A 15,367-nucleotide genomic window follows, 5' to 3' on the forward strand; every position below is an offset into this window, starting at 1 on the left:
GGGTGGCCCATCTTGCATGGGACACACACGAGATCGGGTCGATGAAAAAAACGCTGATTGCCTACGTCGCCACACTGGTGATGTTTTTATTGCTCGATGGTATCTGGCTCGGCCTGTTGATGGCGCCGACCTATCGCGAACTGCTCGGCCCGCTGATGCTCGAAAAACCGCTGCTGATTCCTGCAGCGGTTTTTTATTGCCTGTATGTTTTTGGCTGCGTGGTGTTTGTGGTGCTGCCTGCGGCGACCTGGCAGTGGGCGGCGAAGCGGGGCGCGTTGTTGGGGCTGGTGGCTTATGGCACCTATGACCTGACCAATTGGGCGACGTTGCGTGGCTGGTCGGTGCAGGTGACGCTGATGGATTGGGCGTGGGGGACGTTTGCTACTGCTGTGGCTTGTAGCGTCGGGTTTTTGTTGGCTAAACGGTTTGGCATATCTGATCGGTAGTCTGGGTTGGCAATGCCGGCCTCTTCGCGAGCAGGCTCGCTCCCACAGGCGAACGCATTCCAAAGTGGGAGCGAGCTCGTTCGCGAATGACGGCGTAGCCGACAGCCATTCACCACTGGCGCCAATGAAGCACAAAATGTCTTTTCCAGACGGCTTTTTGCGCTCGAGTCATTGATAATCCTCGACACTGTTTTCTGACCATTGGATGGCCTGCCATGTTGTGTGTATTCGAGGTGTTGCGGTGAGTGTCGAGCGGCGCAATGCCGACAGTTTTGCCCTGCAAGTGATGATCGGTCTTTGCCTGATCTGGGGCGTGCAGCAGGTGATGATCAAATGGGCGGCGCCGGACATTGCGCCAGTCATGCAAGCGGCGGCACGCTCGGGAATTTCCGCGTTGCTGGTCGGTTTGCTGATCTGCTGGAAGGGCGGCTGGGATCAGGTCGGCGTTACCTGGCGCGGCGGCTTGTTAGCCGGTGCGCTTTTTGGTCTGGAGTTCTTCTTCATCGCCGAAGGCTTGCAACTGACCACCGCCGCACACATGTCGGTGTTTCTCTACACCGCGCCGATTTTCACTGCGCTGGGCGTACATTTTCTGTTGGCCAGTGAACGGCTGCGGCCGTTGCAATGGCTGGGCATTCTGCTCGCGTTTATCGGCATCGCGATTGCCTTCGCCGGTGGCGTGTCATGGGACAACCTCGACCGGCGCATGCTGTTGGGCGATGCCTTTGGCGTATTGGCTGGTGCCTGTTGGGGCGCGACCACGGTGGTAGTGCGCGCTTCGCGTCTGTCGGAAGCACCGGTGACGCTGACCCTGTTCTATCAATTGATCGTCGGCTTCATCGGGCTGCTCTTGATTGCGCTGTTCAGCGGCCAGATCACCCACGTCAGCCTGACCACCGTGGCGGTGGCCAGCGTGTTGTTCCAGGGCCTGGTGGTGTCGTTCTTCAGTTACCTGATCTGGTTCTGGCTGCTGCGCCGTTATCTGGCAGCCAACCTCGCGGTGTTTTCGTTCATGACGCCGCTGTTCGGCGTGACCTTTGGCGTGTTGCTGCTCGGCGAACAGTTGACTGTGAACTTCGTCGTTGGCGCTGTACTGGTGCTGTTCGGCATCACTTTTGTCAGCGCCGAGCAGTGGCTGCGTCGGCGTTTGCGCAAAGCGCTGGGCCAGCGCTAGTCGATTGCATCGCCAGACCGCCGGCAATCAACAATCCGCTGCCGGCGATTACCAATGCTGGCTGCAAACCGCCGCTGAAATGGCTGCTCAACGCCGCCAGCAACGGGCCGCTGAGTTGGCCGACGGCGAAGCACGCGGTGAGCATGCCGGCATTGCGTTGGGTGGCATGCGGCGCCAGTTCCCGCGAGCGTTGCATGACCAGTTGCATGCAGGCGAGGAACGGTGTGCCACAGAGGATCACGCCCAGTGCGAGGCCCAGGCCACTGCCGAGCAGGCAGGCAAAGACACCGGCCGCTTGCAGCCACAACGTCGCCATCAACCAGTGGCGCGTCGTTTCGGGATCGTGACGCCGTAGACTCACCAGCAACACGCCAAGCGCCGCGGCCAGACCGAAGCACGGCCAGAACAAGTCCGCCTGCCATTGTCCGTGAAATTGCCCAGTGGCCATCTGCGACAGGAAGGTCGCGGGAATGATGTAGCCGACGCCGTACAGCGCATAAATCACGGCCAGCCGCCCGATGCCGCGATTCGATGGATTGCCTGCCGCCACTGCAACCGCAGCCGTTGCGACGGGCTTAGGCAGCAGTCGCCAGACCCCCAGCATCATCACCAACGCAGCCGCTGCGTAAATCAGCCACAACGTCGCGGAAGTCTGGTTGAGCAGATGTGAGACCAGTGCCAACAATCCTGTCAGAAAAATCCCTAAACCCGGTCCGGCGAATACCAGTGCGCCCAAACGTGGACGACCCGCTGCCGCAGCCAACGGTTGGCTTAAAGTCGTGATCATCACCAGCACCCAGGCACTCGCCACCCCGGTGCCGAAGCGCAGCACCAGGTGCGACCAAAAACCATCGGCCCAGAACGATGCCAGGGTCAGCAGCACACACAGCCACAAGCCACCGTGCAGGCGCCGCTGAACCTGTTGCGGACGATGGGCGAACATCGCGTCCACCGCGCCGAGCAAGTAACCGAGGTAGTTGACCGCTGCAATCAGACCAGCGGCTGTCAGGTCGATCTGACCTTCGCTGAGCAGGTGCGGCATTTGCGGGGTGAGAGCGAAACGTCCGATGCCCATGGCCATCATCAGGGCCACGAAGCAGGCAGATAAGCGAATAAGCGGCGACATGGTCGGGATTCCTTTGAAGGATCAATGACCGTCAGGCTAGGACTGATTGACTTTCTTTAAAATTGAATAATAGTGAGTAACTTGTTCTGTTCTGGAGAAAGGTTGTGGAATTCAGCCAACTACGGATCTTCCAGGCCGTGGCCGAGGAAGGTTCCATCACCCGCGCTGCGGAACGCCTGCACCGCGTGCCATCGAATCTATCGACCCGGCTCAAGCAACTGGAGGAGCAGCTCGGTGTCGAGTTATTCGTCCGTGAGCGTCAGCGTTTGCAACTGTCGCCTGCAGGAAAAGTCCTGCTGGACTACACCGGTAAACTCTTCGCCCTGCGCGATCAGGCCAGTGCGGCGGTGATGGGCGGCAAACCCGCCGGTGACTTCGCTCTGGGCACCATGTACAGCACGGCGGCGATTCATCTGCCGGCGCTGCTGGCGCAGTATCACAAGCGCTATCCAGCGGTGAATCTGCAAGTGCAGTCAGCACCGAGTGGCGAGTTGCTGGAGGGGTTGCTCACCGGGCGCCTTGATGCCGCGTTGGTCGACGGCCCGCTGGAACTCGCCGGGCTCGACGGCGTGCCGTTGTGCGAGGAGCGGTTGGTGTTGATCACTGAAATCGATCATCCGCCGGTGCGCAGCGCGCGGGATGTTGAAGGGCGTTCGGTGTTCACCTTTCGTCGCGGCTGTTCCTACCGCATGCGCCTGGAGGCGTGGTTTTCGCACTATCACGCGACTATGGGCCGGGCGATGGAGATCGAGTCGTATCAAGGCATGCTCGCCTGTGTAATTGCCGGCAGTGGCGTGGCGCTGATGTCGGAGTCGATGCTGGCCAGTCTGCCGGGGCGTGACAGCGTCGCGGTGCATCCATTGGCCGAGCCATTTGTGGGTGCGACAACGTGGCTCATGTGGCGCAAGGGCATGGTCGGCGCCAACCTCAATGCATGGATCGAGGTGCAGCAGGCTGTCTATCCTGCGGCTCAGATTGAAACCCGAGAAACAGCCTGAACCAATGGCGGCATATTCTGTTCAATTCAGTAACAGATCATTGCGGATTTGGCCGAGCATTACGTAGGACTTCGGACTATTATCAGTGCGAAGCGGCCTCAGAATTCCGGCCGCTCAGCACCACCCTGAAGGGGGCATGACGATGAAAGAGAAAATTCAAAACTGGCTGCACGACTTGGGTGTTGCCCTTGGCTTGATCGAACCGCCTCTGCAACCTGTCCCGATCCGCACCGATGACGAGCAGCGCCGCCGTCAACAACGGCGCCGGTAACGCCCCCGATCCGAGATCAAGGATTCAAGATCAAGAGATCGCAGTCTTCGGCAGCTCCTGCATTAGTCCGTGTAGGAGCTGCCGAAGGCTGCGATCTTTTGTTTTCAGTGCCGCCCGATTTCCAGCAAAAACCGGCTCAAGTCATTCGCGGTCTTCGCGGTCTTGAGCATGCGGTCTTCCTCGGCGGTAAACGCCGTCAGGCCGAATTCATCTTCCAGATGAAAGATCAGATCTTCTATATCGGCTTTCTCCAGGCCCAGTTGCACAAGGCTGGTGTTGTCGTTGAATTCGCGGGTTTCCAACAGACGCCGGATATATCGGTGCACGGCGGCACGCACGGCAGCTCTTCTCATGGCAGATATTTCTGATTGTTGTTGTGCTTGAGTGAAGCAGGCCTCAGACGTGGCCGCGCAACCACTCGTCAATCATCGAACGCAAATGCTCCCCGGAAAAACTGCCGAAGTGCCCGCCATGCACCGTGCGGATCGGCAACGCCTGCAAACGTCGCAGGCTGGCGGCGTAATCCTCAAGATTGGAGTGGTAGGCGTCTTCGATCAGCGGCCCGTCGTAAATGATGTCGCCGCTGAACAGCGTTTCAGTCGCCGCCTCATACAGGCTGATGCCGCCCGGCGAATGCCCCGGTGTATGCAGTACCTGCAGCGTGCGATTGCCCAGATCGAGCACATCACCGTCCTCGACAAACCCGGTCGCCGGCGCGGCTTTGACCCGGTATTCGGCGTAGCACAACGGGCAATCCGGATGCGCTTCGAACATGTCGTCGCCAACGAAAGCGCGGCTCAAGTCGTTTTCGCCATCCGGCGCGGCCAGAATGTCCGCTTCGGCCGGATGCACCAGCCGTTCAGCAAATTCGTGATGCCCGGCGATATGGTCGAAATGGCAATGACTGGCCACTGCCACCAGTGGCCGCTCGGTAATCCACGGCAACTGTTCGCGCAGGCTGACCAGTCCTGAGCCGCTGTCCAGCAGCAGGTCTTTGTCACGGCCCTGCACATGCCAGAGGTTGCAGCGGTAAAACGGGCGGATATACGGCTCGTGAATCAACCGAATGCCATCGCTCAGGTGCTGCACTTCAAACCACTGATCACGAGAAACGATCTTCATCGGTACTTTTCTCCAAGCGTAAAAAAACGAGTGTGGCAACCGACGCCACACTCGTCGAAGAAAGCATCAAGTCGTTATGTTTCAGCTTAGATCGCGCGGGCCACCGAGACAGGACGGCGCGAGGCGAGGCTGACCACGACAAAACTCACCAGACCCACCGCCAGGCTGTAGTAGATCGGCGTATTGGCATCCAGACCGTCCTTGAACATGAACAGCAGTGCGGTGGCGAAGCCCAGGCCCATGCTGGCGATGGCGCCGGCGGTGGTTGCGCGTTTCCAGAATATCGCACCGATCAGCGGAACCAGCATGCCGCCGACCAACAGGTTGTAGGCGAGGGTGAGGGCGCTGATCACGTCATTTACCACCAGCGCGATACCCAGCACCACGACACCGGTCAGCAGGGTGAACAGGCGGTTGACGCCCAGGCTCGACTGTTTGCCGCCACGCAGTTTTGGCAGCAGGTCTTCAGTCAGCGTGGTGGCGGCGGCAAGGAGGCCAGCACTAGCGGTGGACATCATTGCCGCCAGTGCTGCAGCGATCACCAGGCCACGGATGCCGTCCGGCAGCGACAGTTTGACGATGGCGGCGAAGGCGTTGTTGACGTTGTCCAGATCCGGAATCAGCACGTGTGCAGCCATGCCGATCAGCGCGCAGGCCAGGCCGTAGACGATGCAGTAGATGCCGGCGATGCTGCCGGCGTATTGCGCGACTTTGGCGGTCTTGACGGTGAACACCCGTTGCCAGATGTCCTGACCGATCAGGATGCCGAAGAAGTAGATCATGAAGTAGGTGATGATCGTGTCCCAGCCGATGGTGGTGAAGCTGAAGGCAGTCGCCGGCAGTTTCAGCACCAGTTCGTCCCAACCGCCGACGCGGTACAGGCAGATCGGCAACAGGATGAACATCAGGCCCACGGTCTTGATGATGAACTGGACGATGTCGGTCAGGGTCAGCGACCACATACCGCCGATCGCCGAGTAGATCACCACTACGCCACCGCCGAGCAATACCGACACCCAGAATGGCAGGCCGAACAGCACTTGCAGGACGGTGCCGATCGCCAGGATCGAGGTCACGCCGATCATCAGTGCGTAGGCCAGCATGATCGCCGCGCTCGCCGAGCGGGCCATCGGGTTGTAGCGTTTTTCCAGGACCTGGGTAACGGTGTAGATCTTCAGTTTCAGCAGCGGTTTGGCGAGGAACAGGTTCAGCGCAACGATGCCGCAACCCAGAGCCGCGCACAGCCAGAAACCGGAGATGCCGTGCACGTAGCCCAGGCGCACGGTGCCGACGGTCGACGCGCCACCCAGAACAGTCGCGGCCATGGTGCCCATGTACAGGCTCGGGCCGAGGTTACGACCGGCGACGAGAAAGTCCTCGTTGGTCTTGGCCTTGCGCATGCCGAAGTAGCCGAGCAAGAGCATGCCGGCGGCGTAGATGAGGACGACGAATAAATCCAAAGCCATGATGGCGTGTCTCCGATTGTCTTTTTTATGTGAGGCTGATTCGAATCTCCCTGTGGGAGCGAGCTTGCTCCGGGCGGCGATCCGACGAAGGCGGCGGCACATTCAAAAGTGATGTGACTGACAGATCGCTTTCGCGAGCAAGCTCGCTCCCACAGGGGGTAGGCGTTTACTCAGGCAGCTTGCGCTTTAGCCGACGACTCCCCGACTTGGCTGCGGGCATCCGTCGGGCCGAACACTTCGCGCGGTTCCGGGAACAGGCTCAGCAGTGTCAGATACACCACCGAAGCCAAGCCCAATGTCACCGGCAAACTGATGTCGATACCGCCGGCCATTTCACCCAACGGGCCAACGAACTGCCCCGGCAAATTGACGAAGCACAAACCAACCGCCGCGCTCGGGATCCATGCGCCCAGACCGCGCCAGTTCCAGCCGTGGCTGAACCAGTAGCGACCGCCCTGTTCGCCGCGCGTGAACACTTGCAGGTCATCCGGGCAGTAGAAGCCGCGACGCACCAAGAGGCCGATGATCATGATCACCATCCATGGCGTGGTGCAGGTGATGATCAGCACGGCGAAGGTCGACACGCTTTGCACCAGGTTCGCCGCAAAACGGCCGATGAAGATGAAGGCAATCGACAGCACGCCGATCAGCAGCGTCGCTTTCACTCGCGAGAGCACGCGGGGGAATACGCTGGACATGTCCAGCCCGGTGCCATACAGCGAAGTGGTGCCGGTGGACATGCCGCCGATCACCGCAATCAGGCACACCGGCAGGAAGAACCAGCTCGGCGACACCGCCAGCAAACCACCGACATAGTTGTTCGCCGCGATGTAGTCCGGCGCCTTGATCGCGACGATGGTCGCGGTGGCCAGGCCGAACAGGAACGGGATGAACGTGGCGATCTGCGACAGCACGACCGCTGCCATGATCCGTTGTTTGGAGGTGTCACGCGGGATGTAGCGCGACCAGTCGCCGAGGAACGCGCCGAAGGAAATCGGGTTGCTCATCGCCACCAGCGCAGCACCGATGAACGCGGCCCAGAAGCCCGGCTGACCTAGGCTCACCGTACCGGCGTAGTTCACATCGAAAGGACCGGCGAAGGCGAAGATGCCCAGCAGGAACAACAGGCTGGCGCTCCACACCGCGATCTTGTTCACCCACAGCAAAAAGCGGAAGCCGTAGATGCACACGGTCAGCACCAGAATTGCGAACAGACCGTAGGCCAGGCCCAGAGTCAGGTCGGTTTCCGGCAGACCGATCAGGCGTTTTGCACCGCCGATCAGCGCATCGCCCGAACTCCACACCGAGAGCGAGAAAAACGCGATAGCGGTCAACAGCGACAGGAACGAACCGACGATGCGCCCATGCACGCCGAAATGCGCACCCGACGACACGGCATTGTTGGTGCCGTTGAGCGGGCCGAACAGGCCCATCGGTGCGAGGATCAGCGAGCCAAGCAGCACGCCCGACACAATCGCCCAGACGCCGGCCTGAAAAGACAGACCGAACAGCACCGGGAAACTGCCGAGCACGGCGGTGGCAAAGGTATTCGAACCACCGAAGATCATCCGGAACAAGTCCGTCGGGCCTGCGCTGCGTTCGTGGTCCGGGATCTGTTCGACCCCGTGGGTTTCAATCTGCGTAAGGCTTTGGTCGTTGTTGTTGTTATTCATGATCTGCTCCGATCATAAAGGCGCGCCTCATCGTGCGTGAGGCGTCACCTGTTTTGGCTAAGGGGATGGCAGCCCTTCCGGCATTGCGGACAAATGTTCGTGGCAGGCCAGCCAATGGCCTTGTTGTTCTAGGCTCGGCGCTTGTTTCTTGAAAACAATCGTCTCGCGCTCCTGGCTGAAGTGTTGCTCCCCTTGCATGCGCAGCTCGGTGGCCACGTCATGGATGAAAATCGCCACATCACCTTGCAGGCTGACGAAGGCGTTGCTCGACGTGCACGACAGCACCTCGAAGCCATCCTCGGCGCGCCAGTTGTCCCACAAGGCCTGATAGGCGTCGCGCGACAGCAGCGGCTGTTCGAGGGTGTAGAAAACGAAACTCGCATCGGCGCTGAAGGCGCCGAAGTAAGCTTCGCGATCGTTACGGGCGAAGGCGGACACCAGATCGGCGGCCGCTTGCAGAACCTGATCACGTTCGTTCATGACCCGACCCTCAGCGATGGACCACGCCAGGCAGTACGCAGAGCATTTCGTACAGCAGGTTGGCGGCCAGCAGCGAGGTGTTGCCGGTGGTGTCATAAGCGGGCGAGACTTCTACCAGATCGCAACCGATCAGGTCGAGGCCTTGGCAGCCGCGAACGATTTCAATCGCCTGAATGGTCGTCAGACCACCAATTTCCGGGGTGCCGGTGCCCGGTGCCCAGGCCGGATCGATGCCGTCGATGTCGAAGCTCAGATACACCGGACCGCCGCCGACTTTCTCGCGCACTTCGGCCATCAGTGGCGCCAGCGACTTGTGCCAGCACTCTTCGGCTTGTACGACGCGAAAGCCCTGATCGCGGCTCCAGTTGAAGTCATCAGCGGTGTAACCCTGCGCACGCAGACCAATTTGCACCACGCGGTCGCAGTCCAGAAGGCCTTCTTCGACGGCGCGACGGAAGGTCGTACCGTGGGCGATCTTCTCGCCGAACATGTGATCGTTGACGTCAGCGTGAGCATCGATGTGCACCAGACCGACCTTGCCGTGCTTTTTATGAATCGCCCGCAGGATCGGCAGGGTGATGGTGTGGTCGCCACCCAGGGTCATCGGGATCACGTTGTGCTCGAGGATGTTGTCGTAGGCTTCTTCGATGATGCGCACGGCGTCGAGCAGGTTGAAGGTGTTGATCGCCACGTCACCGATGTCGGCGACCGACAGCGAGTCGAATGGCGCCGCGCCGGTGGCCATGTTGTACGGGCGGATCATCACCGATTCGGTGCGGATGTCGCGTGGCCCGAAGCGGGTGCCGGGACGCAGCGAAGTACCGATGTCCAGGGGCACGCCAACAAAGGCAGCGTCCAGGCCGGCAGCGGTCGGTACATGGGGGAGTCGGAGCATGGTGGCGATGCCGCCGAAGCGCGGCATTTCGTTGCCGCCCAGTGGTTGGTGAAGAATCTTGTCCACGGGTAAGGCCTCATCGTCTTTGTTTTATTTATGTCGGCGCGCCGTGGAGCAGGGGAGCGGGCGCCGCTGTGGGGCCGATGATGCGAAATGTAGTGAGGGGAAAGAATCGCTACGGGCAAAAACTTAGTTCAGATTTTTCTAAACTAATGGCGGGGCTGGGATTAGACTTTGGCGGGTTCAAGATTGTGATCGGCTGGGGATTGCTGCCCTCACCCCAGCCCTCTCCCAGAGGTAGAGGGGGCCGACCGAGTTGTTGGCGGAATCTGCATCGACCTGAAAAATCGAGTCGAACTCAGGATTTGAAAGCCATGGAGATCAGCTCCCTCTCCCTCGGGGAGAGGGCTGGGGTGAGGGGCTTTTCCCACAGACACGCAGTTGCAAACCCCGGAGCAGACATGGCCAACGCTTTACCCGACCTGAAACTGTTGCGCATCTTCGTCAGCGTCGTCCGTCATCAGGGTTTCGCCAACGCCCAGCAGGAACTCAACCTGTCGACCTCGGCGATCAGCACCTACATGAGCCAGCTCGAAGCCGCGCTCGGCCTGGTGCTATGCCATCGCGGCCGCGGTGGGTTCAGCCTGACCAGCAAGGGTGAGCTGTTCCATCAGGAAACCCTGCGCCTGCTCGCCGAGCTCGAAGGTTTCGAGCAATACGCCGCTGCGCTCAAGGGCGAATTGCGTGGCACGCTCAACCTTGGCGTCATCGACTCTACCGTCAGCGACAAGGCACTGCCCTTCGCCGAAGCCATCGGCGCTTACAGTCAGGAACACCCGGCGGTGCATTTGCATTTGTCGGTGATGAGCCCGTACGAACTGCAACTCGGTGTGCAGGACAACCGTCTCGATCTGGCCATCGGTGCGTTTTCCACGCGCATGAGCGGTCTGGTCTACATGCCGCTGTACCGCGAGCAGCACTGGTTGTATTGCAGCAGCCGCCATCCGTTATTCAACGAGCGGCGGATTCCCGAACAAGTCATCACCCAGCAACGCATGGTCGGGCGCGGTTACTGGAGCCAGGCCGAGCTGGCCCGGCACGGCTTCAAACACAGCGCCGCCACCGTGGAAAGTATGGAAGCGCAGCTGATTCTGGTGCTGTCCGGCGCCTACATCGGTTACTTGCCGGAGCACTATGCTCAGGCCTGGGCCGACAAGGGCGATTTGCGTGTGTTGCTGCCAGCGACGTTTGGTTATCAGGCGCCGTTCTCGATGATCATGCGCCGGGGTCGCAGTCGCGAGCCGCTGATCCAGACCTTCCGTGATTTGCTTAAAGCACAGCTCAATCAGGCTTAAGAACGATGTCCAGACCTCAATGCCCGCGCTGCCTGCGCCCCCAAACCCATTGCCTTTGCCCGCTGATCCCGAGCCTCGACAGTCGCACGCGGGTGTTGCTGTTGCAGCATCCAAGTGAAGTTAATCATGCGTTGAATACCGCGCGGTTGGCGGCACTCGGGCTGAGCAATGCCGAGCTGATCGTCGGTGAGGTGTTCGAGGATTTGCCGGCACTGTTGAACCGCCCGGGGTATCGGGCGCGGTTGTTGTTTCCGGCCGATGACGCGCAGCCGATGCAGGCTTACGGTGAGTCCGAGGAACCGTTGTTGCTGGTGGTGCCGGATGGCACCTGGCGCAAGGCGCGCAAGATGTTGCACCTCAATCCATTACTGGCGGCGCTGCCCCGGGTGACGCTGGCCGAGGGCGGGGTGTCGCGGTATCGCTTGCGCAAGGCACCGGGACCGGGGGCGTTGTCGACGATTGAGGCGATTGTGCAGGCGTTGCAGACGCTGGAGGCGCCGGCGTCATTCGAGCCGTTGCTCAAGCCGTTCGAGGCGTTGATCGAGGGGCAGATTGCGGCGATGGGGGCGGAGACCTTTCAGCGTAATCATGGCGACAAATGATCGTTCCCACGCTCTGCGTGGGAATGCATCCAGTGACGCTCTGCGTCACCGTCGTGAAGGGACGCGGAGCGTCCCGGGCGGCATTCCCACGCGGAGCGTGGGAACGATCATTGGCTAGCGTTCGCGCATCGCCTCGGTCCGCGCTTTCAGCACGGGTTTGAGCAGGTAATCCAAGACACTTTTCTCCCCGGTAATAATGTCCACCGTCGCCACCATCCCCGGAATAATCAGCAACGGTTTCACATCCCCGCCCAAATGGTTTTTATCGGTACGCACCTGAATCAGATAAAAGCTGTTGCCCTTGTCATCGGTAATCGTGTCCGCACCGATCAACTCCAGCTTGGCACTCAGCCCACCGTAAATCGTGTAGTCGTAGGCACTGAACTTGACCATGGCCTTCTGGCCCGGATGCAGGAACGCGACGTCCTGCGGCCGCACTTTGGCCTCGATCAGCAGGTTGTCTTCCAGCGGCACGATTTCGACCATGTCGCTGCCCGGCTGCACCACGCCGCCAATGGTGTTGACCTTCAATTGCTTGATCACCCCGTGCACCGGTGAAGTCACCGTAGTGCGGGTGACGCGGTCGTCGATGGCGATGCTGGTGGCGGTGATTTTCGACAGGTCGGTGCGTTTCTCGTTCAGCTCTTTCGCCGCTTCCGAACGGAAGGTTTGTTCCGACTCGTCGATCTTGCTGCGGATCTCGGCAATCGCCGATTCGGCGCGGGGGATAGCCAGCGTTGTCGCGTTCAATGAGCCTCGGATTTCTACCGCGCTGCGCTTGAGGCGGAGAATTTCCACGGGTGACACCGCCCCGGTTTTCACCAACGGTTCGGACATGTTCATTTCTTGCTGCAGCAACGCCAGACTGGAACTGAACTGGCCTTGCTTGGAGCGAAACTCGGCGAGTTCCTGGGTTTTCTGCCGCAGTTGTTCGCTGAGCGTGCGCTGCTCGCTGGCCAAGCGGCGCTGGCGTTGTTCGTACAGTGAGCGTTCGTCCTCGGCGACTTGCGGTGCCTTGGCGATCACCTCATCGGAGAGCTTGAACGGCCGGCCCTCGGCCTCCGCCGACAGTCGCTCGACCTGCGCGGTCAACGCATAACGATCGGCCTCGCTCTCACCCTTGTTCGAGCGAAAGCGTGTGTCATCCAGGCGCAGCAACGTGTCGCCCTTGTTCACCATTTGCCCTTCGCGGACGAAAATCTCGGTGACGATCCCGCCTTCAAGGTTCTGGATCACCTGCACCTTGCTCGATGGAATCGCCTTGCCTTCGCCCATGGTCACTTCTTCGAGCACGGCGAATTTGGCCCAGACCACTGCGCTGATCAGCAGCGCCGCCGCCAGCCACACGGTGATCCGCGACCAGCGCGGCGAATCCTGTAACGAGGCCCCGGCGGTTTCCGGCATGAATTCGGCTTCGGCGCTTTTGCCGAAACTGTCGAAGTAGCCGCGATCTTTGCTATCGGTGGAAGCAGACATGGGGCAACTCCTAAACCGCCGCCGAGCCGACACGGCCCTTGCGCAGTGCATCGATGACCGCTTCCTTCGGACCGTCGGCGACGACCCGGCCGTTGTCCAGCACCAGCAAGCGGTCCACCAGACTCAGCATTGAAGTGCGGTGGGTGACCAGCAGCAGTGTCTTGCCTTGCACCCAGCCGTGCAGCTTCTGCCGCAGTTGGTCTTCGCTGCTGTTGTCCATGGCACTGGTGGGTTCGTCGAGCAGCATGATCGGTGGATCGAGCAACAAGGATCGCGCGAGCAAAACGGCCTGACGTTGACCGCCGGAGAGCAATTGCCCGCGCTCGCCCACCGGCCGGTCGAAACCTTGCGGATGCTGGCGGGCAAGTTCGGTAACGCCGGTCAGTTCGGCGACTTCGAGCATCCGCGCATCGCTGATGTAACGTGCGCCGAGGGTCAGGTTGTCACGCAGGCTGCCGGCCAGCAGCGGCAGATCGTGAGCGACGTAGCCGATCTGCTGACGCAGGTCAGCAACATCGAGTTGGCGCAGGTCGAGGCCGTCGAGCAGCAGTTGGCCTTCCTCGGGTTCATAGAAACCCATGACCAAACGGGCCAAGGTACTTTTGCCCGAGCCGCTGCGGCCGATGATGCCGACCCGTTCACCGGGTTTCAGGCTGAACGAAACATTGCTCAGTGCCGGCGCATTCTGGCCGTTGTAATGAAAGGTCACGCCGCTGACGTCGAGTGCGCCTTGCAGTTGCGTGCGCTCCAGCGGCCGCTGCTTGCCGTCGCGTTCCTGCGGCAGGGCCATCAGCGCATCGGTGCTTTTCATGGTCAGTTGCGCTTGCTGATAGCGGGTGATCAACCCGGCAATCTGTCCCAGCGGCGCAAGCACGCGGCTGCCGAGCATGTAACTGGCAACCAGCGCACCGACGCTGAGGTTTCCAGCGATGATGCTGTAGACCCCGGCGACAATGGTCGCCATCCCCGAGAATTGTTGAATGAACAATGTGCCGTTAGTGGCCAGTGCCGAAAGATTGCGTGCGTGGCTGTCGAGGCGGGTGAGGGCGCCGTGGGTGCTCTCCCATTTGTGCTGGCGCTCGCTTTCGGCGCTGCAAGCCTTGAGGGTTTCCAGGCCACCGAGGGTTTCGATCAGCACCGCCTGACGTTCGGCGCCGAGGCTCAGGCTCTTTTGCACGGTATCCCGCAGGCGCACCTGAATGATCATCGCGAAGACGATGGTGATCGGAAACGCCAGCAGCGGAATCACCACCAGCCAGCCGCCGAGCAGGCCGATCACCACCAGCATCAGCACGACGAAGGGCAGGTCGATCAGGCTGGTCAGGGTCACCGCTGTGAGGAATTCGCGCAGGCCCTGGAAGTCATGAATGCTCTGGGCGAAACCACCGATGGTCGCTGGCCGTGCCTTCATCGACATGCCGGTGATGCGTTCAAATAAAGTCGCGGAAAGGATCACATCGGTTTTCTTGCCGGCGGTGTCGAGCAAGTGCGCGCGCACCACTCGCAGGACCAGTTCAAACCCGGTGCCGATCAGCAAACCGATCGACAGCACCCACAAGGTCGAGGTGGCCTGATTCGGCACCACGCGGTCGTAGGTCTGCATGACGAACAGCGGCACCATCAGGCCTAAAAGGTTGATCAGGAAACTGGCGAGAATCGCATCGCTGTAGAGCCATTTCGACAGCTTCAGGGTGTCGCGAAACCATGCATGTACCCTTGGCACCAGCGGCGAGCGCAGGTCTTCGAGTTCGTGGCGCGGACGGGCGAACAAGGCCTGGCCGCTGTAGTGCTCGCTGAGCTCTTCGCGGCTGATCCATTGCTCGCCGCCATCGGCTTCGCTGGGCAGGATCAGCGCTTTGCCGTCGTCGCTGAAGCGCCGCAGAACAGCGGTGCGACCGTCGTTGAGCAGCAGCAGAATCGGCAGATTCAGTGGTGAGATGTCTTTCAGTTCACGGCGCAAAATCCGCGCCTGCAACCCGGCCCGGGCGGCTGCGCGGGGCAGCAGGTCCAGACTCAGGCGTTGCTTGTTCAGGGGCAACCCGGCACTCAGGCTGGCGCGACTGACCGTCGCGCCATGCAGTTTGCAGAGGATCAACAGACCGTCGAGTAACGGATCATCGAAGCTCAGCCGCGGATCGATCCCGGTGTGGCCGGGTTCCATGCTGGTCATATTGATCGCCTCTGTTGAACGGGCACGGGAATCCACACATTGATCGTTCCCACGCTCCGCGTGGGAATGCAGCCCGGGACGCTCCGCGTCCCAAAGCGGACGCAGAGCGTCCA

At 60.7% G+C, this 15,367-nt stretch carries 15 protein-coding genes; 6 read left to right on the top strand and 9 right to left on the bottom strand.

Features of this window, described 5'->3' with window-relative positions; genetic code table 11:
- Positions 1 to 41 precede the first annotated feature (41 nt).
- Both AB4O11_RS15905 and AB4O11_RS15910 read left to right on the top strand, forming a co-directional pair.
- Entirely contained in the window at positions 42 to 446 is a 405-nt protein-coding gene (locus AB4O11_RS15905; protein WP_099758296.1) for a DUF2177 family protein, read from the top strand.
- A gap of 241 nt (positions 447 to 687) precedes the next feature.
- Complete coding sequence (locus tag AB4O11_RS15910) at positions 688 to 1,620, top strand: DMT family transporter (protein ID WP_460127435.1); 933 nt, start codon at positions 688 to 690, stop codon at positions 1,618 to 1,620.
- Here AB4O11_RS15910 and AB4O11_RS15915 read toward each other — a convergent pair.
- Positions 1,565 to 2,746: an MFS transporter gene (locus AB4O11_RS15915; protein ID WP_460127438.1), complete on the bottom strand. Its 1,182-nt coding sequence runs from the start codon at positions 2,744 to 2,746 to the stop codon at positions 1,565 to 1,567. The two genes, AB4O11_RS15910 and AB4O11_RS15915, sit on opposite strands and share 56 nt — an antisense overlap.
- Before the next feature lie 104 nt (positions 2,747 to 2,850).
- Between AB4O11_RS15915 and ptrR the strand changes: the two genes are divergently transcribed.
- Together ptrR and AB4O11_RS15925 are read left to right on the top strand one after the other, a co-directional pair.
- Positions 2,851 to 3,744, top strand: coding sequence for a putrescine utilization regulator PtrR (ptrR, locus tag AB4O11_RS15920; protein ID WP_095125552.1), 894 nt, complete (start codon positions 2,851 to 2,853; stop codon positions 3,742 to 3,744).
- Between the two features lie 142 nt (positions 3,745 to 3,886).
- Entirely contained in the window at positions 3,887 to 4,015 is a 129-nt protein-coding gene (locus AB4O11_RS15925; protein WP_007914492.1) for a PA1414 family protein, read from the top strand.
- Positions 4,016 to 4,119: 104 nt separating this feature from the next.
- On the opposite strand, the gene AB4O11_RS15930 is transcribed toward AB4O11_RS15925, so the two are convergent.
- From AB4O11_RS15930 to speB, 6 genes are all read right to left on the bottom strand, one after another.
- Complete coding sequence (locus tag AB4O11_RS15930) at positions 4,120 to 4,368, bottom strand: phosphopantetheine-containing protein (RefSeq protein WP_034153223.1); 249 nt, start codon at positions 4,366 to 4,368, stop codon at positions 4,120 to 4,122.
- Between the two features lie 43 nt (positions 4,369 to 4,411).
- A complete protein-coding gene (locus AB4O11_RS15935; protein ID WP_093438035.1) occupies positions 4,412 to 5,137 on the bottom strand; it encodes an MBL fold metallo-hydrolase in 726 nt (241 codons plus the stop codon).
- Positions 5,138 to 5,223: 86 nt separating this feature from the next.
- On the bottom strand, positions 5,224 to 6,603 hold the full coding sequence (locus tag AB4O11_RS15940; RefSeq protein ID WP_320337362.1) for a sodium:solute symporter family protein: 1,380 nt from the start codon (positions 6,601 to 6,603) through the stop codon (positions 5,224 to 5,226).
- A 170-nt stretch (positions 6,604 to 6,773) separates the two neighbouring features.
- Positions 6,774 to 8,276: a purine-cytosine permease family protein gene (locus AB4O11_RS15945; RefSeq protein WP_099758302.1), complete on the bottom strand. Its 1,503-nt coding sequence runs from the start codon at positions 8,274 to 8,276 to the stop codon at positions 6,774 to 6,776.
- A gap of 57 nt (positions 8,277 to 8,333) precedes the next feature.
- Positions 8,334 to 8,756 (bottom strand): YybH family protein, encoded by a 423-nt coding sequence (locus tag AB4O11_RS15950; RefSeq protein ID WP_460127442.1) that lies wholly within the window; start codon positions 8,754 to 8,756, stop codon positions 8,334 to 8,336.
- Positions 8,757 to 8,766: 10 nt separating this feature from the next.
- Positions 8,767 to 9,717: an agmatinase gene (gene speB / locus AB4O11_RS15955; RefSeq protein WP_003222717.1), complete on the bottom strand. Its 951-nt coding sequence runs from the start codon at positions 9,715 to 9,717 to the stop codon at positions 8,767 to 8,769.
- Between the two features lie 395 nt (positions 9,718 to 10,112).
- Between speB and AB4O11_RS15960 the strand changes: the two genes are divergently transcribed.
- Together AB4O11_RS15960 and AB4O11_RS15965 are read left to right on the top strand one after the other, a co-directional pair.
- Complete coding sequence (locus AB4O11_RS15960) at positions 10,113 to 11,006, top strand: LysR family transcriptional regulator (RefSeq protein WP_007956593.1); 894 nt, start codon at positions 10,113 to 10,115, stop codon at positions 11,004 to 11,006.
- A 5-nt stretch (positions 11,007 to 11,011) separates the two neighbouring features.
- The gene (locus AB4O11_RS15965; protein WP_460127445.1) at positions 11,012 to 11,608 is read left to right on the top strand and encodes a tRNA-uridine aminocarboxypropyltransferase; all 597 of its coding nucleotides are present in this window, start codon (positions 11,012 to 11,014) and stop codon (positions 11,606 to 11,608) included.
- A 114-nt stretch (positions 11,609 to 11,722) separates the two neighbouring features.
- Here the strand turns inward: AB4O11_RS15965 and AB4O11_RS15970 are convergent, their stop codons facing one another.
- Both AB4O11_RS15970 and AB4O11_RS15975 read right to left on the bottom strand, forming a co-directional pair.
- Positions 11,723 to 13,084: an HlyD family type I secretion periplasmic adaptor subunit gene (locus AB4O11_RS15970; protein ID WP_108225937.1), complete on the bottom strand. Its 1,362-nt coding sequence runs from the start codon at positions 13,082 to 13,084 to the stop codon at positions 11,723 to 11,725.
- Between the two features lie 10 nt (positions 13,085 to 13,094).
- Positions 13,095 to 15,254 carry a type I secretion system permease/ATPase gene (locus AB4O11_RS15975; RefSeq protein WP_460127448.1) on the bottom strand — a complete coding sequence of 720 codons (2,160 nt, stop codon included), beginning with the start codon at positions 15,252 to 15,254 and terminating at the stop codon, positions 13,095 to 13,097.
- Positions 15,255 to 15,367 lie beyond the last annotated feature (113 nt).

It is taken from the genome of Pseudomonas sp. H1_D05 (genome assembly GCF_054682705.1).

Coding starts and splice junctions, on each gene's coding strand:
- AB4O11_RS15960 (WP_007956593.1), top strand. CDS start 10,113: ATGGCCAACGCTTTACCCGACCTGAAACTGTTGCGCATCTTCGTCAGC.
- AB4O11_RS15975 (WP_460127448.1), bottom strand. CDS start 15,254: ATGACCAGCATGGAACCCGGCCACACCGGGATCGATCCGCGGCTGAGC.
- AB4O11_RS15935 (WP_093438035.1), bottom strand. CDS start 5,137: ATGAAGATCGTTTCTCGTGATCAGTGGTTTGAAGTGCAGCACCTGAGC.
- AB4O11_RS15950 (WP_460127442.1), bottom strand. CDS start 8,756: ATGAACGAACGTGATCAGGTTCTGCAAGCGGCCGCCGATCTGGTGTCC.
- AB4O11_RS15915 (WP_460127438.1), bottom strand. CDS start 2,746: ATGTCGCCGCTTATTCGCTTATCTGCCTGCTTCGTGGCCCTGATGATG.
- AB4O11_RS15930 (WP_034153223.1), bottom strand. CDS start 4,368: ATGAGAAGAGCTGCCGTGCGTGCCGCCGTGCACCGATATATCCGGCGT.
- AB4O11_RS15940 (WP_320337362.1), bottom strand. CDS start 6,603: ATGGCTTTGGATTTATTCGTCGTCCTCATCTACGCCGCCGGCATGCTC.
- AB4O11_RS15925 (WP_007914492.1), top strand. CDS start 3,887: ATGAAAGAGAAAATTCAAAACTGGCTGCACGACTTGGGTGTTGCCCTT.
- AB4O11_RS15965 (WP_460127445.1), top strand. CDS start 11,012: ATGTCCAGACCTCAATGCCCGCGCTGCCTGCGCCCCCAAACCCATTGC.
- AB4O11_RS15945 (WP_099758302.1), bottom strand. CDS start 8,276: ATGAATAACAACAACAACGACCAAAGCCTTACGCAGATTGAAACCCAC.
- AB4O11_RS15905 (WP_099758296.1), top strand. CDS start 42: ATGAAAAAAACGCTGATTGCCTACGTCGCCACACTGGTGATGTTTTTA.
- AB4O11_RS15970 (WP_108225937.1), bottom strand. CDS start 13,084: ATGTCTGCTTCCACCGATAGCAAAGATCGCGGCTACTTCGACAGTTTC.